The sequence below is a fragment of the Halospina denitrificans genome, from assembly GCF_004364635.1.
In the GTDB taxonomy this organism is placed as follows: Bacteria; Pseudomonadota; Gammaproteobacteria; order Pseudomonadales; family Oleiphilaceae; genus Halospina; species Halospina denitrificans.
Map to the genome: position 1 here is coordinate 143,076 of NZ_SOAX01000002.1, position 17,754 is coordinate 160,829.

The 17,754-nt window shown below is 61.0% G+C and carries 18 protein-coding genes; 8 read left to right on the forward strand and 10 right to left on the reverse strand.

The genetic code is table 11. The features are described 5' to 3' along the window. Positions 1-57: 57 nt before the first annotated feature. Positions 58-1,356, reverse strand: a complete 1,299-nt coding sequence (locus DES49_RS04290; RefSeq protein ID WP_133735160.1) for a DUF1631 family protein — start codon at positions 1,354-1,356, stop codon at positions 58-60. Between the two features lie 107 nt (positions 1,357-1,463). Between DES49_RS04290 and nadC the strand changes: the two genes are divergently transcribed. From nadC to thpR, 3 genes are all read left to right on the forward strand, one after another. Next, positions 1,464-2,324: a carboxylating nicotinate-nucleotide diphosphorylase gene (nadC, locus tag DES49_RS04295; protein ID WP_133735674.1), complete on the forward strand. Its 861-nt coding sequence runs from the start codon at positions 1,464-1,466 to the stop codon at positions 2,322-2,324. An 86-nt stretch (positions 2,325-2,410) separates the two neighbouring features. Next, a complete protein-coding gene (locus tag DES49_RS04300; protein ID WP_133735161.1) occupies positions 2,411-4,594 on the forward strand; it encodes a putative bifunctional diguanylate cyclase/phosphodiesterase in 2,184 nt (727 codons plus the stop codon). Position 4,595: 1 nt separating this feature from the next. Next, entirely contained in the window at positions 4,596-5,180 is a 585-nt protein-coding gene (thpR, locus tag DES49_RS04305) for an RNA 2',3'-cyclic phosphodiesterase (protein WP_133735162.1), read from the forward strand. Here the strand turns inward: thpR and DES49_RS04310 are convergent. Genes DES49_RS04310 through DES49_RS04325 form a run of 4 tightly spaced genes read right to left on the reverse strand, consistent with a single transcriptional unit; the run spans position 5,177 to position 8,421 of the window. Then, complete coding sequence (locus DES49_RS04310; RefSeq protein ID WP_243864885.1) at positions 5,177-5,515, reverse strand: YqcC family protein; 339 nt, start codon at positions 5,513-5,515, stop codon at positions 5,177-5,179. The two genes, thpR and DES49_RS04310, sit on opposite strands and share 4 nt — an antisense overlap. Continuing rightward, on the reverse strand, positions 5,512-6,318 hold the full coding sequence (locus tag DES49_RS04315) for a ParA family protein (protein WP_133735163.1): 807 nt from the start codon (positions 6,316-6,318) through the stop codon (positions 5,512-5,514). The genes DES49_RS04310 and DES49_RS04315 overlap by 4 nt, the downstream gene beginning before the upstream one ends. Positions 6,319-6,364: 46 nt before the next feature. Beyond that, a complete protein-coding gene (gene hda / locus DES49_RS04320) occupies positions 6,365-7,069 on the reverse strand; it encodes a DnaA regulatory inactivator Hda (RefSeq protein WP_133735164.1) in 705 nt (234 codons plus the stop codon). Between the two features lie 14 nt (positions 7,070-7,083). Next, positions 7,084-8,421, reverse strand: coding sequence for a DUF2066 domain-containing protein (locus DES49_RS04325; RefSeq protein WP_166645984.1), 1,338 nt, complete (start codon positions 8,419-8,421; stop codon positions 7,084-7,086). A 136-nt stretch (positions 8,422-8,557) separates the two neighbouring features. On the opposite strand from DES49_RS04325, the gene purM reads away from it, so the two are divergent. From purM to DES49_RS04340, 3 genes are all read left to right on the forward strand, one after another. Continuing rightward, positions 8,558-9,616: a phosphoribosylformylglycinamidine cyclo-ligase gene (gene purM, locus DES49_RS04330; RefSeq protein WP_133735166.1), complete on the forward strand. Its 1,059-nt coding sequence runs from the start codon at positions 8,558-8,560 to the stop codon at positions 9,614-9,616. After that, positions 9,616-10,278, forward strand: coding sequence for a phosphoribosylglycinamide formyltransferase (purN, locus tag DES49_RS04335; protein WP_133735167.1), 663 nt, complete (start codon positions 9,616-9,618; stop codon positions 10,276-10,278). The genes purM and purN overlap by 1 nt, the downstream gene beginning before the upstream one ends. An 89-nt stretch (positions 10,279-10,367) precedes the next feature. Next, positions 10,368-11,138: a DUF3108 domain-containing protein gene (locus tag DES49_RS04340; protein ID WP_133735168.1), complete on the forward strand. Its 771-nt coding sequence runs from the start codon at positions 10,368-10,370 to the stop codon at positions 11,136-11,138. On the opposite strand, the gene DES49_RS04345 is transcribed toward DES49_RS04340, so the two are convergent. The 5 genes from DES49_RS04345 to apbC all read right to left on the reverse strand — a co-directional run bounded on the left by DES49_RS04345 (position 11,129) and on the right by apbC (position 15,449). Next, the gene (locus tag DES49_RS04345; RefSeq protein ID WP_133735169.1) at positions 11,129-12,394 is read right to left on the reverse strand and encodes a valine--pyruvate transaminase; all 1,266 of its coding nucleotides are present in this window, start codon (positions 12,392-12,394) and stop codon (positions 11,129-11,131) included. The two genes, DES49_RS04340 and DES49_RS04345, sit on opposite strands and share 10 nt — an antisense overlap. Next, the gene (locus DES49_RS04350; protein WP_133735170.1) at positions 12,391-13,032 is read right to left on the reverse strand and encodes a DUF416 family protein; all 642 of its coding nucleotides are present in this window, start codon (positions 13,030-13,032) and stop codon (positions 12,391-12,393) included. The genes DES49_RS04345 and DES49_RS04350 overlap by 4 nt, the downstream gene beginning before the upstream one ends. A 30-nt stretch (positions 13,033-13,062) precedes the next feature. Further along, entirely contained in the window at positions 13,063-13,632 is a 570-nt protein-coding gene (dcd, locus tag DES49_RS04355) for a dCTP deaminase (RefSeq protein ID WP_133735171.1), read from the reverse strand. 79 nt (positions 13,633-13,711) lie between these two features. Then, positions 13,712-14,242 (reverse strand): DUF2062 domain-containing protein, encoded by a 531-nt coding sequence (locus tag DES49_RS04360; RefSeq protein ID WP_133735172.1) that lies wholly within the window; start codon positions 14,240-14,242, stop codon positions 13,712-13,714. A 115-nt stretch (positions 14,243-14,357) separates the two neighbouring features. Then, positions 14,358-15,449: an iron-sulfur cluster carrier protein ApbC gene (gene apbC / locus DES49_RS04365; protein ID WP_133735173.1), complete on the reverse strand. Its 1,092-nt coding sequence runs from the start codon at positions 15,447-15,449 to the stop codon at positions 14,358-14,360. Between the two features lie 21 nt (positions 15,450-15,470). Between apbC and DES49_RS15700 the strand changes: the two genes are divergently transcribed. Further along, entirely contained in the window at positions 15,471-15,602 is a 132-nt protein-coding gene (locus DES49_RS15700; protein ID WP_279591375.1) for a hypothetical protein, read from the forward strand. Further along, the gene (metG, locus tag DES49_RS04370; protein ID WP_133735174.1) at positions 15,595-17,625 is read left to right on the forward strand and encodes a methionine--tRNA ligase; all 2,031 of its coding nucleotides are present in this window, start codon (positions 15,595-15,597) and stop codon (positions 17,623-17,625) included. Before DES49_RS15700 ends, metG begins: the two co-directional genes overlap by 8 nt. Positions 17,626-17,754: the final 129 nt, after the last annotated feature.

Here is a 17,754-nt window from a genome sequence, read left to right on the forward strand (position 1 = left end):
CCATACAGCACGCAGTGAAGCACAGCTGCCGGAAATTGCAAGGCCCGCAGCGCGGAGTTATCCGGCCTTGCTCTCGCGAAGACTGCCAATCACCGACTCGAGCGCGCGATCGAAAATCATGCAATCGTCCAGGGGTTCCAGAGTCCCATCCCCAAGCGCCCGCGCCACTTCAGCCTGCATGTATTCAACCACACGGGCACCATTGCGGTTCACGAATATGTACTTGCCCGTGGCGCGGATCACCGCCGCCAGCTTGCAGCGCACTGCCTTGCCTTCGTGCGGACGCCACTCCACCCAGGCCCCCACATTGAGGTCGGGGGCAACACTGAAAGCGTCATCGGTGTTCTCAACAGCCCCGGAGGATGCCTCTGCCATGCCGGTATCGTCGGCACCGCCATCCGGGGCCGCTTTCAGCTGCTGCAGTACATCCACATGCTTCAGTTCGAGCTCATGCAGCCACTTGTCGATATCAACGGGATCCCAGTCAATAGCGCTCAGGCCCTCGCGCAGGCCTGAAACGACCCGGGGAATCTCCCGCAGCAGGGTGGGCCTTGTCGAGCGCACCCAGGGCTGCGGATCGAGCGTCCATACAAGGCGCTCTGTCAGGTCGCACTGGTGCTGCCAGCCAGGCCCTCCCTCCCCCTCACGCAGGTGATAGCTCTTCAGGACCCGGTACCAGCCACTGTTCAGAAAGTCCTGTATCCCCCCGGGAATGTCGTGATCCGCAACAGTGCGCTCGATCACGGCACTAACGGCCCGGCGCGCCACTTCATCCCGGGCGCGGCCTTCCTCGGCCTCACGCAGACGCCGCTCGACCAGCTCACGGCGGCGCTGGTCTTTCCGCATGAAGGCGGTGAACTCATCAAGAACCGACTCCAGGACCGCCACGTCATCGGAGAACTCATTCTGGACCCGGCTCACTGTCGCATCCATCTGCTTATACAGCGGGTCCTTGCAGGCGGACGCATCGCCGCTCCAGATCATGGCCGCACCCGCGAGCTCATTCAAGAGCCTGCGCGCCGGATGACTGTCACGCTCAAAGAGTTCAGGATCAACCAGGGCAATCCTGACCATTGGAGCCTGGAGTCGCGCGATCAATGCCTTCATGGTCTCGGGAAGGTTGCGGTCCTCCAGGATGAAGTCAAACAGCATGGAAACCAGATTGATTACATCGGCGTCACCACCGCCCGAACCGCCGGACGCCATACCATCCCCGGAGCCACTGTTGTGAAGCAGCTGAAGCAGGGTTTCCATATCAGCACCTCCCTCGGCGCCAGCGTTATAATGGCCCATTGCCGCATCACCCCTGGTTTTGTCCCGGAGCCGGAGATGAATGGTTTGCAACGTTTCAATCATAGAACCGGAGGACGTCAAGGGGTGTCAGGGATTGTCACCTTTTGTCACCGCCCGGCTGTGATAGACTCCCGGGCCGTCCAATCAGAGAAAAGTGACCAGACATGAGCATGATTCCACCTGCTGTTCTGCGTCAGGCCGTCAGCCGGGACGTTGCCGCGAGCATCGCGGAGGATGAGGGCACCGGCGACCTTACCGCTGCGTTGATTCCCAGCGACAGAGCGGCTTCGGCAACGGTCATCGCCCGCCATGACGCCGTCGTCGCCGGGCGTCCCTGGGTCGAGGAAACGCTGCGCCAGATTGATCCGCTCCTGCGTGCGGACTGGCACATTGATGAAGGCCAGTGGGTCACCAGTGAGTCCGATCCGGTGATACTGCGCCTCGAAGGCCCCGCCCGGAGCCTGATGACCGCCGAGCGGACGGTTCTGAACTGGCTGCAGACGTTATCCGGCGTCGCAACACGATGCCGACAGTACGCCGACAGGGTTGCCCACACACAGGCCCGTCTGCTCGACACGCGCAAGACGCTTCCCGGTCTGCGCATTGCCCAGAAATACGCGGTCACCCAGGGCGGATGCCACAACCATCGCATCGGCCTCTATGACGGCATCCTGATCAAGGAAAACCACATCATGGCCTGCGGTTCCATCACGGCCGCGGTGGAACAGGCCCGCAAGCAATCGAGCCGGGTACCGATTGAGGTGGAGACGGAAACCGCCGCGGAGGTGGCGGAGGCCATTGAGGCCGGCGCTGACATCATCATGCTCGATGAGTTTCCCCTGGAAGCCACACGGGATATGGTTTCCCGCTATGCAGGCAGAGTCCACTTCGAGGCCTCAGGCGGTGTCACGGAGGAGAATCTGGCGGTAATCGCGGAAACCGGCGTCGACTTCATTTCCCTTGGCGTGCTGACCAAGGACGTCACTGCGGTGGATCTGTCCATGCGGGTTACTACGGATTACATGCCGTAACATTTTATTACATATTGTTCAGAAATACCCGGAGGCGGACAGGATATAGTCCGGGAATAAAGCCACGGTAAAGGCAAGGGTTCCAAATGGAAGGAGCTTCGAACACCCCCGGGTACAGGGGGACAACAACCGGACACGTGGTCCTCTGGACACTGGGGTTTGCGGCCACTGCGGCCCTCACGAGCCAGCATCAGGAAAGCGCGCTCGCGCTCATGCTGCCGCTCATGATCTGGGCCGCCACCTGCTTTCCCGCCCTCTGGTTCGCCCTGGCCCTGATCCTGTGCACCCTCTTCGGTCTTGCCACCATCCAGCAAAGCACCAGCTCCATTGCCAGTGAGCACAGCCTGATCCTGCATGTGCTGCTTCTGATCATGCTGGCCGTCTCCCTTTATGTCCGTCTCCTGCTGGGCTATCGCTCGCGCCTTGAAGCGGATCTCGAGCAGGCTGTGGGCGAAAGGACCCGAGAGCTCAAGGTCCGGAACCAGGAACTGACGGACGAAATCTACGTCCGCGAACAGGCGGAACGCTCCTTTCGGCGCTCAGCCCGACACTACCGTGCCCTGCTGGAAACGACCAGCAACCCCATCATCCTCCTGGACCGGGATTTCAAGGTCAGCCAGTGGAATGGCGCCGCCGAAGAGCTGTTCGGTTACAGCCGGGATGATGCGGTCGGCCGGAATTTCATCCAGAGCTTCATCCCCGCCGGCCACCAGGATGACTTCGCCTGGACCATCAACAAGATCCGAAGCAGCACCCTGTGGCGGGAGAGCATTGAAATTGGCGTGGCCGATTTCAGTGGCGAACCCCATACCGTACTCTGGAACATCAACCGTCTGGAGGGTGAGGATGATCTCGAACAGAGCGAGCTGATTCTGATCGGACAGGATATATCGGAGATCCGGGAGACCCAGGACAGGCTCCATTTCCTGGCCCATTACGACACCCTGACAGGCACCGCCAACCGCCGCCTGTTCGAGGACCGGTGCAACCAGGCCATGGCCCGCTGCCAGCGTTACGGCCATTCCTGCGCGCTCATTACCCTCGACATTGACCATTTCAAGCGCATCAATGACACCCTGGGCCACGACGCCGGCGATGAACTGCTCCAGGAGATGGTCCAGCGCCTGCGCGACGCTATCCGGGGCGAGGATACTATTGCCCGCCTCGGCGGTGATGAGTTCGCGGTACTGCTCAACCAGGTCAAGGGAGCCGACGGCTGCGAGAAAGTGGCGCGCAACATCCTCGCCTCACTCACCCATCCTGTCTCCGTTCAGCAGGGCGAACTGGTGATTACCTCCAGCCTCGGGATCACACTGGCTCCCCAGGATGGCCTCAATTACGAAACGCTTCTGAAGAATGCGGATATGGCCATGTACAGGGCCAAGAAGGCAGGCCGCAACAACATCCAGTTCTTTAACCAGAGCATGAACCGTGAAATCCAGAAACAACTCCGGGTCGAGCAGGAGCTGGGCGATGCGGTCAGGGATGGGTTACTGGATCTGTACTATCAACCCGTCGTTGATATTGAGCACGGGCAGATCCAGGAACTCGAGGCACTTCTGCGCTGGCACCATGCAAGGGATGGACTGAAAACGCCAGCGGACTTTCTTGACGTGGCCGAACAGACGGGTCAGCTGCTGGAAATCGGCGAATGGGTCTACTATAACGCCTGCCTTCAGGCCCGGGCCGTACAGGCCATGCATGAACGTCCCACCCCGGTAAGCATCAACCTCTCGGCACGCCAGTACCACCACCCCATGCTCATCGAACAGCTTGCCCGCATCATTGACGACACAGGCATCGATCCCGGCCTGCTGCGCATCGAAGTGGATGAAGCCATACTTGCGGAACGCCTGGAAGGTGCCATGAACGTGCTGACAGAGCTGAACAATCTGGGCGTGGTACTGGTGCTGGATCGGTTTGGCCGCGGGCTGTCTTCCGTGCGGTTCCTGCGGGATCTGCCCTTCAAGCAGGTCAAGATTGATCGCAGCCTGGTCAAAGACATCCCCGAGGGCCGTAACAGCTGCGCCATTGTGCGCACTCTTGTAACCCTGGCAAGGGAAATGGGCCTGACCGTGATCGCCAGCGGCGTGGAAAACGACGAACAGCTGCAGTTTCTCCGCTCAATCAACTGTGAGCTGGTCCAGGGGCACCGGCTGTGTTCGCCGGTCCCGAGCAGTGAACTTGCGGAACTGTTCAGACAGAGGCGCGACGGTCACAGCTTCCATGCCGGCATTCAATATGAGCTGCTGACAACCACGGAGCCCTGAAGTGACATCTGACAACATCCGTTCCGGCAAAAAAAAGATCCGCAGCTTCCTGGCCACCCCGGTCCCTGAGGCGCTGGCCGCGGCTCTGATGGAGAGTGCGGAAGTCGCGCGGAAAGACCTGCCGTCACTGGGGGTGACCGCGAGGGACAACCTGCACCTGACGCTGGTGTTCCTGGGCAACCTGACCGAAGAGCAGCTCGACAACACCGTTATCCCGCGGGTTACTGAGATTGTCGACGAGGCGACGCCGGGGTGGGTCTATTTTCACCAGCTCGCGGGTTTCCCCTCAGAGCAGCGGCCCAGGCACCTGGTCCTTGAAGGCGACGCGTCGCCAAGCGCGGAGATGCTGCAGGAGAGCCTCCGCCAGGGCCTTCAGGATCTCATCGGAAACCAGGAACCCAGGGCATGGCGGCCCCACATAACCCTGGGTCGCTTCAGGAAGAACGGTGGGCCCGGAATCACCCCCACCCTCTGGCAGGCGGAACTTCCGATCGGGGAGGTCTGTCTCTATGAAAGCCAGACCACACCCCAGGGCCCGGTATACCGAATACGCCACCGCTGGAGTCCTGGCCAGCCCGCTGGCTAGTGGCTGGCCGTCACCAGGCGATCCAGTTCACGCAGGGCTTCAATGAAGGCGTCGGCCGCCATCTGTTCCGTGCGGAAATATTCCTCGGCCATGGGCGCCACTTCGCAGTAGTCCGGCATGGGGTCGTCCGCATTGAGGCGTTCGCTCAACTGGGGAAGGAAGACAAACTGCACCCACTGCGGGAACCTGAGCGTATCGATACAGAAAGGCTGGCGGCTGGCCAGCGCTTCCGGCGCCGGAGGCTCGGATTCCAGCAGGCCGTGATGGCGGAGCTGGGCTTCCACCTCCGCCAGGGCCTCATCAAGCATCTGTCGGGCATGCTGCGGATCCGTCATGCCCTGGCCGGCTCCAACGGCTCGACCTCAACCGTTTCCCCGTGCAGCAGCGCGTACAGATCCTGGAACTGACGCGTCAGGTTGTGTTTTGGTGCCATGTGAATCAGCGGCTTACCGGCCTGGTGGGACTCTTTCATCTTAACGGAGGAAGATAGCCGCACGGGAAGCACCGGAAGCCCCTCGTCGATCAGCTCCTGAACCAGGCGGCGCGGCAGGCTGGCCTGCGACTGGAACTGGTTGGCAATAACGCCCTCCACGACCAGATCCGGGTTGTGGTCTTCCTGGAGCTCCTGGATCTCACCCATGATGTTGTAGAGCGCCTGGCGTGAAAAATCATCACAGTCGAACGGAATCAGGCAGCGTTGCGACGCGATCAGCGCGGAACGGGTATAGAAGTTGAGGGCTGGCGCCGTGTCGATGTAGATGGCGTCATAGAGATCACTCAGTTTCTTCAGGTATTCCCGCAGCTTATAGATCTTGTGCTTGGCCTCAAGCTTACGCTCGAGAAAGTCGAGCTCCGGGCTTGAAGGCAGAACGTGCAGGTTGGAAAAGTCCGTGGCATGAACGAACTCTTCGGGTCGCCGGCTGGAAATCCGGAACGAGATTGTCTGCTCAAGCAGGTCCGCGACAGTGTCACGGAGCCTGTCAGCGGGCTGGCCCAGCAGGTACTGCGAGGAATTGCCCTGTGGATCCAGATCCACGACCAGGGTCCGAATCCCGCGACTGGCGCTGATGGCCGCAAGATTGCAGACAATGCTGGATTTGCCGACACCGCCTTTCTGATTGAAAACCACCCGTCGCATGGTTATCCCCCTATTCTTTGTTGTTGTCCCTTATTTGTGCTGAAGTCTACCAGCCCAGAATATGCTTTACGAACGGGACTGTCAGCCGACGCTGGTGCTGCAGGGAGGCATCGTCAAGCTGCTCCAGGATGCCCAGCAGTTCACCGGTATCCCGGGGCGCCCGCTTGAGGATATAAGCCGCCACCTCATCGGGAAGGATCAGCCCCCGGCTTGAAGCCCGTGCAGTGAGCATCGCGTGACGGTCTTCATCCCGGGGCAACGAGAGCTGCACCACCGGCAGGGCGCGCAGCCTGGAGGCAAGATCCGCGAGTGCCCAGCTCTGGGCACCGGGCGGGGTCCGTGAGGCAATCAGAAGATGCCCTCCCGAATCCAGAACGCGGTTATAGAGATGCAGCAGGGCCTCCTGCCACTCCGGGGTTGCGGGCAGGGCCTCGAGTTCATCCAGGCATACAAGGTCAAACCGTTCAAAACCCTCAAGCGCCTCGGGCGCCAGCGCGGCTGCCTCACTCAGGCTGAGGTACAGGGCGTCCCGCCCCTGCTCCTCAAACGAAAGACAGGCCGCGTTGAGCAGGTGGCTTTTACCCGCGCCCGTGTCACCACAGACCAGCATGGGCTCTGGACCTGGCTCCGCCAGCCAGGACTGGACCCGGGTAACAACAGCTCCGTTACGCCCCTCGTGGAAGTTGGCGAACCGGGCCTCATCCCGGAGCTTGATGCGCAATGACAGCTGCCCGTCATGGGGTCCCACCATAAGACCGACGCTTCCTACATCGACGGCATGTCGGTATCCCCATCGCCGGACGAGCCCGGCTCCGACAGGGGCACGATCTTCAGCTGGTCATCGTCATCGACCGATTCCAGTTCTTCCCCGGAGTCCTCCAACTGCCAGCTGTAGTAGAGCACCCGGCCACTGTCAGCGCCCGAAGACTCGGCATCCTGCAGCGACAACACCCCGAAATCCGGGCCAATCGAGCCATCCTCCGGTCCCGCCATCAATCTGAAACGCGTGTCCAGGGCGATGTAATCGCGCACCAATGGCAAATCCCCGTTGTAACGCACCGCGAGATGCAACTGATCCCGTTTCATGGCCTGTGGCTCCACCGAGCGTATGGGTTCCATGCTCATCAATGCCCTGCGGATTGATGCGTAATCCCCGAGGGAGTCCACATTGCTGGCAATCACCTCGAGATCCCGGGCTTCACGCTCATCCCCGTAGTCAACCGCGAATACCCCGGCAAAGTGGCTTGCCCAGCGATCCATGAGTGCTTCGGTAACATCCGTCCTTGAGTCTCCCTGCACCACCCCATCGACAACGGTACTTCCGAATGGCTTACGCAGGACCCAGCGTGCCCGCCAACCGTCACCGCGCCGGCTGACCCTCACGATGGCAATGCGATCCGGGGCGTAGCGCTGCGATGCCTCCTCGATCGGCTCCGGAAACAGCCCCCAGATCTCGGAAAGATTGAGAATGTCGCGATCCTGTTCATCATTGAAGGGCAGATACAGGGGGACGCCACGGAGGTTGGCCTGTTTCATCAACGGGCCTTTCCAGGGCCCTTTTTCCGTCACTCGTGCGGCGTCCAGCGGTTGCATGGGTTTCTCAAGAAAAGGCGGAAACCTGGCATCACGGTGCACGAGCTCGCGCTGCCCCCGGTCATCAACCACGAACCAGACAAGAACCCCCGGGCGGTTGGCCCCCCAGACCGAAATCTCAGGCTCGGCGAGGGCGCGCCCCAGAGCGGGGGCGCTGACGGTTACATGCAGCTCCAGAGTGTCGCCGTCACGTCGATAGCTGTAGGCGTCAACAAGCTCGGCACCCCGGCCCAGAATCTTCTCCCCGCCCTCACCCCCGGAGTCACCGCGAAGGGTTTCAAGTACCCCGCGACTGCCGGTCAGACGGACAAGGACCTGGGCCAGTGCCTGCTCGAAACCTTCCCGGCGAGCCTTTTCACCGGTATCCGGAACCTCGACAACGGCATCGTAGAGATTATTCACAACTACGCCCCAGGCGGGAGCCGCCGTACAAAGCACCAGAACGCCAGCGAGAAGCAATGCCGCCTGGGCCTTCGTCCGGGATCGTTGTTTTCCTGCTACCTGTTTCACCGTGCCCATCCCTTCCTGCAAGCTGCGAATGACGAGACAGGATACAACAAGCCCGGGAATCACGACACCCGGCCATTTGGCGGGGGTTGCAGGGCCTGCTAGAATCCGCTCAATCCCTGCTTCTAGGATGCACCTGATGACCGACCAGAACCGAGGAATGAGTTACCGGGATGCCGGTGTTGATATCGATGCCGGCAATGAGCTGGTGGACCGTATCAAGGAGAGCGTCCGCCGCACCCATCGACCGGAGGTACTCGGGGGACTGGGCGGCTTCGGGGGCGCCTTTGCGCTGCCCGAAGGCTACAAGGAGCCTGTCCTCGTCTCCGGAACGGACGGCGTTGGCACCAAGCTCAAGCTTGCCATGCAGCTTGAGCGTCACGACCGCATCGGCATCGACCTGGTGGCCATGTGCGTCAATGACCTTATCGTAACCGGCGCCGAGCCGCTGTTCTTTCTGGACTACTACGCCACCGGCAAGCTGAACCTGGACATTGCCACGGATGTGGTCCGCGGTATCGGCGCTGGTTGCGAGGAAGCGGGCTGTGCGCTTATCGGCGGCGAGACCGCCGAGATGCCCGGCATGTACCAGGGCGATGATTACGATCTGGCCGGCTTCTGCGTGGGCATTGTCGAGCGCAGGCGTTTCATTGACGGCAGCCGGGTAGAGGCTGGAAACGCCCTTATCGGCCTCGGTTCGTCCGGCCCCCACTCCAATGGCTATTCACTGATCCGCCGGGTACTGGACGAGACCGGCGCGGACCTCAAACAGTCCGTGGGCACGGAAACCCTGGGCGATGCCCTGATGGCTCCTACCCGTATCTACGTGAAACCACTGCTGGAGCTGTTGCACCAGTTCGATATCCGCGCCATGGCGCATATCACCGGAGGCGGCCTGACCGAGAACCTTCCGCGCGTCCTCCCGGAAGGCACCGAGGCGGTCATCGATACCCACAGCTGGCAATGGCCGGATATCTTCCAGTGGCTTCAGAAGGCTGGACGAATTGCCACCGATGAGATGTTCCGGACCTTCAACTGCGGCGTGGGCATGGTTATATGCATCCCGGACACGGAGCGGGACCAGGTCCTTGAGACGCTGAATGACGCGGGCGAAGACGCCTGGCTTCTGGGCCATGTCCAGGCGTCCGAAGAGGCGGCCGGTGTGCGTTTTGTCCCTGATCGCAGTGAGGACGGGTAATGGCGCGGACCGTGCCAGGGATCGTTGTCCTTGTCTCAGGCGGAGGCACCAATCTCCAGGCCCTGATCGACGCGGCCTCAAAAGGCCAGCTGGGGGGTTCAATCCTTGCGGTGATCAGCAACAAACCGGGCGTGGGCGGCCTCGACAGGGCGGCCCGGGCCGGGATTGAAACCGCCGTTGTAAACCACCGTAATTACCCCGAACGCGCGGCCTTTGACGCCGCCCTGCGTGAAACCATTGACGCCTATGCCCCTGACCTGGTGGTACTGGCAGGTTTCATGCGCATTCTCACGGACAGCTTTGTACGCCACTACCGGGGCCGGATGCTCAACATCCACCCGTCACTGCTGCCCGCCTACCCGGGCCTGCACACCCACACCCGCGTTCTGGAAGCGGGTGATGAGGAGCACGGAGCCACGGTGCATTTTGTAACCGAGGAACTCGATGGGGGGCCACCCGTGCTCCAGGGACGGGTTCCCGTGCTCCCGACCGACACCGCTGAAACGCTTGCCGAGCGTGTACTTGGCCAGGAACACCGGATCTATCCCCAGGCCGTCAGCTGGTTCTGCCAGGGCCGACTGAGACTGACGGCCTCGGGCGCAGAACTCGACGGCACCCCGCTGAACGAACCCATGGACATAGACAGCGGCGCCCCGTCCTAGCCATTACGATTATTTCATCATGCGGGCTTGAGGCACGGCGCCGCTTCTCATAGGGTTGAGGAACTGTATCTACCAACAAGGACCTCTTCATGGAACTGATGCAACGGTACCTCCCCCTCTGGCTGGCCCTGTTTGTTGCAATCCCCGCATTCGCCGACGAAACTGCGGACACGCAATCGGAGCCCGAAACCAGGAAGGTTGAGCTCCAACCCATGGAAGCGACGTACGGAGCAACCCTTGAGCGCGGTGTTTCCATCAGCGGCGAGGCCACCCGGTCACTGGAAAAACGCGAGGATGGACGCTGGCTGTACCGCTTCGATGTGGACTCATTTATCGCGGACATCCGGGAATCCAGTGTCCTTCGCTACGAGGATCAACGGGTCATCTCCGATCGTTACCGCTACAGCCTCGAAGGCTTTTTCATCCGCAACCGCAGCACCCGTTACAACTTCAACTGGGAGGACATGCTGGTCCGGTATCTGGACAAGGACCGGGACATCGACATCAGCGATGAGCCTGGAATACAGGATCAGCTTGCCGCCCAGCTCCAGCTCTGGATTGACCTGCAGGCCGGCATGCAGAAAATGGAGTACGTGATCCTCGACGACGAAGGCGACTTCAAGGATTACCAGTTTGAGGTGCTGCGCGAGGAAACCCTTGAAACCCGCAAATTCGGTGACGTCGAGACGGTTGTTGTAGAACGGGTCCGCGACGAGGACTCACCACGGACCACCCTTATGTGGTTTGCACCCGAGTGGGATTACCTGCTGGTCCGGCTGGACCAGCATAACGAGGAAGGTGAGAATTTCGAGATCTATCTCAAGGAAGCCACTCTACACGACCGTGAGATTCAGCCCTGATCCCGCCAGGCCCGTTTCACCTCCTCGGCAATAACCTGGAGGCCACGGGCCACATCCGCCTCGTCCTGTGAGTAGGTTACGCGCAGGCATTCATGGCGATGGCGCCACTCCTCATCCGGCAACCCCGGAAAGAAGTAGTGCCCGGATACCACGAGCACGCCCCGGGCCTTGAGGCGCCGATACAGTTCCAGGCTGCTGATGGGCAGATCCGGGAACCACAACCACAGGAACATGGCGCCTTCCGGGGTGTGCACCCGCCATGGGCAGTCTTCACCCATGGCCTCGCGGAATGCGGCCACCGCCTTCTCCATCTTCTGCTGATAGATCGGCTGGACTCGCTCCCGGCTCATGGAGATGATCTCACCACTGCGCACCAGTGGCTCCGCCAGCATGGCCCCGAAACTTCCCGTCGCCAGGTTGATGATGGCATTGACTCCGGACAGGGCGCGGATTACGGGCTTATCCGCGATCACGATGCCGGTACGCGCCGCCGGAATACCCAGCTTGGACAGGCTCAGACACAGGATATGCTGGGGCGTCCAGCGTGGCGTGGCTTCGGTGAACATCAGGTCCGGGAAGGGCGTGCCGTAGGCGCCATCCACAATCAGCGGGATGTCGTGCTCCCGGGCCAGCTCTTCCAGCCCCTGCATCTCGCCGTCGGTCAGCACGTTCCCCGTGGGGTTTGTTGGCCGCGAGACGCAGATCGCCGCGGTATCCTCGGTGATATCAAGTCCGGAGAAATCCACCCGGTACTTGAAGAGGTGATCCCCGAGTTCATCAATCTCCGGGCGCACGGCACGGAACAGGCCCGGGCTCAGCCCGGCATCGCCATAACCGATGTACTCCGGCGCCAGCGGCAACAGGATGTGCTTGTGGCTGCCATCCGGGTGTTCCCCGGCCAGCATGTTGAACAGCATGAAGAAGGCGGACTGGCTGCCATTGGTCAGCGCCACGTTTTCCGGGGTCAGGCCCCAGTCGTACTCACTATTGAGCAGTTCCACCAGGCTGGCAATAAACTGCTTCTCGCCCTGGGGTGGATCGTAGACGCCGGTCAGGCGCCGGAACTGTTCCGGATCATCCACCAGCTGCTTCGCGATGGTCTGGAGCCGGTCTGTCACCTCGGGCAGGTAGCCGGGGTTGCCCCCACCCATCATGATCACGTCATCCCCGGAGGCCATGGCCTCGCCCAGGTCATCCATCAGGGAATTGATGCCTGCGTCGGCCCCGAGCTTCTGGCCAAAGGTGGAAAGCCTCATTGCATATCCTCGACGGTCAGGTCCGGATACCCGGCCCAGCGCTCGGGCACTTCCAGCCCCAGGTTACTGACCCCTTCATTGTGGGCCATCCCCAGGATCTCGTGGATGACGCCCGGGTCCGGGGCGCGGGCCTTGCGCAGCATTTCCAGCAACGCTTCCTGGAACCCCTTTTCCGCGCGGGTCAGGTCGTGATTGTCGAAAAGCTGCACGAGCTCCTCGTCGCCAAGCCCCTCGCCTTCCGTGACCTCGATAAAAGTGGTCACCGTATTCAGGGCGACGGAAGCGCCCTCGGCGGCGCGTTTCTTGTCCGGATTCACATGGCACAGCAGCGCCTGCTCCAGGAGCCACCAGGCGTCCAGCGCCGGTTGCACGCCGTAGACGTCATGATCATCGGGATTGGGGCAGCCGCGCTCCAGGCGGGTCAGCAGCTGAAGCACATCCACATTGTGATCCTTGCGCAACAGCATGCTCCAGCCGAGGTTGAGTCCGTCCCGGAAACGGTCGCCCGATGCGGGATCGGTCAGATCCGAGAAAAGCGCAAAGTTGGGAAAGGCGCGCTCGGCTAACGCCAACAGAAAGGCAAACTGACGCCAGCCTCCTAGCTTATCCAGCTGTTTCTGCTGCTGTCTGGGATTCATGGTTACCTCGGCCAGGCCAGATGGATTGAATCAGGTCTTGGGAAGGGTTACGCCACGCTGGCCCATGTACTTGCCCTTGCGATCCTTGTAGCTGGTTTCGCAGATCTCATCGGATTCAAAGAACAGCATCTGCGCAACGCCTTCATTGGCGTAGATCCGGGCCGGCAGGTTGGTGGTGTTGGAGAACTCCAGGGTCACCTGCCCTTCCCATTCGGGCTCCAGGGGCGTCACGTTCACGATGATGCCACAGCGGGCATAGGTGGACTTGCCCAGGCAGATCGTAAGAACGCTGCGCGGAATGCGGAAATACTCCACGGTCTGTGCCAGGGCAAAGGAGTTGGGCGGAATAATGCAGGACTCACCGGAGACGTTGACGAAGCTGTCCTCGTCAAAGTGCTTGGGATCCACGGTCGCCGAGTGGACATTGGTGAAGATCTTGAACTCCGAACTGCACCGCACATCGTAGCCGTAACTGGAGGTTCCATAGGAAATGACGCGCCCCTTGGCCTCGGTCTCACGGACCTGACCGGCCTCAAAGGGTTCAATCATGCCTTGTTCCAGCGCCATCTGGCGGATCCAGCGGTCGGACTTGATACTCATAGGTGCTTCCATCGGGGCTCATGACAAACAGTTGGCAATGATACCGCAGTGTGCGCCGTAACCGAAACCAGAGCCCGTCTCAGGTCGCCGAGTCTTCCCGCGCCGCCTTGCGTGCCCTGCGGCGCGCCAGCATGAAGCGGTGAAGCCAGTGGGAGAGAAAATAGCCACCCACGGAAAAGGTGGTGGCCACAAGCAGACTGCCTACAGCCGTAAACACCATGGTGTTCGCAGGACCATCCAGCATCCAGGACGGAATCGGGTCCCGTGCGAACGGAATAATCTCGTAGAGGAACTTTCCAAGCTGATGGAAACCCCAATAAAGCGGCCCCATGGTGATCGGATTGCTCAACCAGGACACTGCAAAGGCGACCGGAAAGTTCCCGCGCAGGAGTATGCAGCCCACGATCATGAAAACCGTCTGGAATCCGACTGTCGGGGTCAGACCGATGAACAGTCCGACCGCGACCCCCCGGGCCGTTGCTTCAGGACCACCACGAAGACAGCCGGTGACGTAGAGCCAATGCCAGAGCCTGGGATGGCTTACCAGCCAGTTATGCCCCCGGCGACGAAGCACACGATAGCGGGTTCGGAGGGTGTTCAGGGTTTTCATGGAAACCGCCATCGGGTTTAAAGCTCGTAAAATGAATACCTGCCCGGCTGGACGGCCACACGGGCAGGCCCCTTTTAACGCAAAATGTCCGGGAGTGCCATTAAGAATCTGTTAATCATGTCTTGATAGCGCCAATGGCCGCACTGGTGTCCCGCTCCCGCCGCGACAGGATAGCGCCCAGACGGCGCGCCATATCCGCATAAAGCCGTGCCACTTCCGAATCCGGCTCGGCCACCACCGTGGGCGAACCGGAGTCCGTCTGCTCACGGATAGTCTGGTGCAGTGGCATCTGCCCAAGGAGTTCGACCCCGTAATCCTGCGCCAGGCGCTCACCGCCGCCGCTGCCGAACAGCGCCTCATGATGGCCGCAGTTGCTGCAGATATGGGTGCTCATGTTCTCCACCACGCCAAGCACCGGAATATCCACCTTACCGAACATCTCGATGCCCTTCTGTCCGTCCATCAGGGCAATGTCCTGGGGGGTGGTTACCACAACGGCGCCGGTCACCGGAACCTTCTGGGCCAGTGTGAGCTGGATATCCCCGGTCCCCGGCGGCATATCCACGATCAGGTAGTCCAGGTCATCCCAGAGGCTCTGCGTCAGCAACTGCTGCACGGCCCCACTGACCATTGGACCACGCCAGACCATCGGCGTCTTGTCCGTGATCATGAAAGCCATGGACATGGCCTGGATGCCATGGGCCCGCAGGGGCACGAAGTACTTCTCCTCCTTCGTCTCCGGGCGGGTTCCCTCCGGGATTCCCAACATCAGCCCGACGTTCGGCCCGTAAATGTCGGCATCGAGGATCCCGACCCGCGCGCCCTCACCTGCCAGCGCCAGCGCCAGATTGACGGCGGTGGTGGACTTGCCCACACCGCCCTTGCCGGAGGCCACGGCGATGATATTGCTGACGCCGCCCATCGGGTGAAGCTCGCCCTGAGTTTTATGGGCATGGATATTCTGGGTCGTGGTGATCGACACGTCCTCCACACCCTCGATGTCCTCGATCGCATGGGTCAGGATGCTGCGCGCCGCGCCCGCAACCCCCTGCCAGGCATAACCCAGGCTGATCTCAAAAGAGACCTTCCCACCGTCAATCTCAAGATTGCGGATGGCATCCAGAGCCAGCAGGTCCTGGTTCAGGTAAGGGTCCTGATAGGCGTTTCGTATCGCCGCCTCGACGGCACCGCGATCAATACTCGACATAGCACTTCCGGAATCCGTTTTATGACACTCTGGACCAATAATACCGAGCAGGCCTCCGCCGCTGCCAGCGACGGGATGAAAAAAAGGCTGTTGAACGGTATCATCGCCGGTTCAGCAATCCAAACCACGGAGCAACCACAGGCTCATGAGTGACCGCCGCGATATTCTGGTAACCAGCGCCCTTCCCTACGCCAACGGCCCCATTCACCTGGGCCACCTGCTGGAGTACATCCAGACCGACATCTGGGCCCGTTACCAGAAGCTCAGGGGCGAGAACTGCCATTACGTGTGCGCGGACGACGCCCACGGCACTGCCATCATGCTCCGCGCTGAACGGGAAGGGATCACTCCGGAACAGCTGATCGAGCGCATCCAGAAGGAACACGAGGAAGATTTCGCCGGCTTCCTCATCAATTTCGACAACTACTACTCGACCCATTCCGAGGAAAACCGCGAGTTCGCCAGCTACATCTATGAGCGCCTGCGCGACAGCGGCCACATTGCCACCCGCACAATCACCCAGGCCTATGACCCGGAAAAGGGCATGTTCCTGGCGGACCGCTTCATCAAGGGCACCTGTCCGAAGTGCAAGACACCCGACCAGTACGGCGACAACTGCGAGGCCTGTGGCGCCACCTATACGCCCATGGAGCTGATCGAGCCACAGTCCGTCCACTCTGGCGCGACCCCCGAGGAGCGTGATTCCGAGCATTATTTCTTCACGCTTCCGGACATGGCCGACTTTCTTCACGAGTGGACGCGCAGCGGCACACTGCAGCCGCAGATGGCCAACAAGCTGGCCGAATGGCTGGAAGCCGGCCTCCAGGACTGGGACATCAGCCGCGACGCGCCCTATTTTGGCTTTGAGATCCCGGACGCGCCGGGCAAGTATTTCTACGTCTGGCTTGACGCTCCCGTAGGCTACCTCGCCAGCTTCAAAAACCTGTGCAGCCAGCGCAGTGATCTGGACTTCGACCATTACTGGAAGGCGGATTCCAAGGCCGAGGTCTACCACTTCATCGGCAAGGACATCATCAACTTCCACGCCCTCTTCTGGCCGGCCATGCTCAAGACCGCAGGCTTCCGCACGCCAACGGCCATCAACTGCCACGGCTTTGTCACCGTCAATGGCCAGAAGATGTCCAAGTCGCGCGGCACCTTCATCATGGCCAACACCTATCTCAAGCACCTGCACCCGGAGTACCTGCGCTACTACTTCGCGGCCAAGCTCACCTCGGGCGTGGACGACATGGACCTGAACCTGGACGACTTCATCCAGAAGGTGAACTCGGACCTCGTGGGCAAGGTAGTCAACATCGCCAGCCGCAGCGCCGGCTTCATCACCAAGCAGTTCGACGGCAAGCTGGGTGGCGAGATCACCGAACCCGAACGCCTGCGCGAATTCGTGGAGGCCGGCGAGGAGATTGCCGGTTACTACGAGGAGCGCGAATTCGGCCGCGCCATGAAACGCATCATGGAGCTGGCGGACAAGGCCAACCAGTACGTGGACGAGGAGAAGCCCTGGGTCCTGATCAAGGACGAGAGCACCCGCGACCAGGTCCAGGCGATCAGCACCAATGCGCTCAACATGTTCCGCATCCTGATGACCTATCTGGCGCCGGTTCTGCCGGAGACTGCCGAGAATTCAGCGGCCTTCCTCAATACAACGCTGGACTGGCAGAAGCTGGATGATCACCTGCTCGATCACGGCATCAACAAGTTCAAACCGCTGATGAAGCGCATCGACCGCAAACAGATCGACGCCATGCTCGAGGCCTCTAAGGAGGCCGTGGCCGAGGACCAGAAGCCGGCGGGAACCAAGACCCAGGAGAGCAACGTGGACCCGATTGCCCCGCAGATTGAATTCGATGACTTTGCCAAGGTGGATCTGCGCGTGGCGCGGATCGAGAATGCGGAGCATGTGGAGGGGGCCGACAAGCTGCTGAAGCTGACCCTGGATATTGGGGAGCAGCGGCAGGTGTTTGCGGGCATCAAGTCGGCTTATGCGCCGGAGGATCTGATTGGGCGGCTGACGGTGATGGTGGCCAACCTGAAGCCCCGAAAGATGAAATTCGGGACTTCTGAGGGGATGGTCTTGGCTGCCGGCCCCGGTGGTTCTGACATCTGGCTCCTGGCTCCTGATTCTGGTGCTACGCCTGGCCTTCGGATTATGTAGTCGGTTGATTTAGGGGGGGGGAGGAGAGGTGCCGGGCGGCCTTGTCGGGAACCGCCACAAGTACGTCCGTGTAGGCTGCCCTCCGCCATCCATGGCTCCGGAGCTTCCCGACAAGGCCGCCCGGCACCT

Coding starts and splice junctions, on each gene's coding strand:
- DES49_RS04290 (WP_133735160.1), bottom strand. CDS start 1,356: ATGATTGAAACGTTGCAAACCATTCATCTCCGGCTCCGGGACAAAACC.
- nadC (WP_133735674.1), top strand. CDS start 1,464: ATGATTCCACCTGCTGTTCTGCGTCAGGCCGTCAGCCGGGACGTTGCC.
- DES49_RS04300 (WP_133735161.1), top strand. CDS start 2,411: ATGGAAGGAGCTTCGAACACCCCCGGGTACAGGGGGACAACAACCGGA.
- DES49_RS04310 (WP_243864885.1), bottom strand. CDS start 5,515: ATGACGGATCCGCAGCATGCCCGACAGATGCTTGATGAGGCCCTGGCG.
- DES49_RS04315 (WP_133735163.1), bottom strand. CDS start 6,318: ATGCGACGGGTGGTTTTCAATCAGAAAGGCGGTGTCGGCAAATCCAGC.
- hda (WP_133735164.1), bottom strand. CDS start 7,069: ATGGTGGGACCCCATGACGGGCAGCTGTCATTGCGCATCAAGCTCCGG.
- purM (WP_133735166.1), top strand. CDS start 8,558: ATGACCGACCAGAACCGAGGAATGAGTTACCGGGATGCCGGTGTTGAT.
- purN (WP_133735167.1), top strand. CDS start 9,616: ATGGCGCGGACCGTGCCAGGGATCGTTGTCCTTGTCTCAGGCGGAGGC.
- DES49_RS04340 (WP_133735168.1), top strand. CDS start 10,368: ATGGAACTGATGCAACGGTACCTCCCCCTCTGGCTGGCCCTGTTTGTT.
- DES49_RS04345 (WP_133735169.1), bottom strand. CDS start 12,394: ATGAGGCTTTCCACCTTTGGCCAGAAGCTCGGGGCCGACGCAGGCATC.
- DES49_RS04350 (WP_133735170.1), bottom strand. CDS start 13,032: ATGAATCCCAGACAGCAGCAGAAACAGCTGGATAAGCTAGGAGGCTGG.
- dcd (WP_133735171.1), bottom strand. CDS start 13,632: ATGAGTATCAAGTCCGACCGCTGGATCCGCCAGATGGCGCTGGAACAA.
- DES49_RS04360 (WP_133735172.1), bottom strand. CDS start 14,242: ATGAAAACCCTGAACACCCTCCGAACCCGCTATCGTGTGCTTCGTCGC.
- apbC (WP_133735173.1), bottom strand. CDS start 15,449: ATGTCGAGTATTGATCGCGGTGCCGTCGAGGCGGCGATACGAAACGCC.
- DES49_RS15700 (WP_279591375.1), top strand. CDS start 15,471: ATGACACTCTGGACCAATAATACCGAGCAGGCCTCCGCCGCTGCCAGC.
- metG (WP_133735174.1), top strand. CDS start 15,595: ATGAGTGACCGCCGCGATATTCTGGTAACCAGCGCCCTTCCCTACGCC.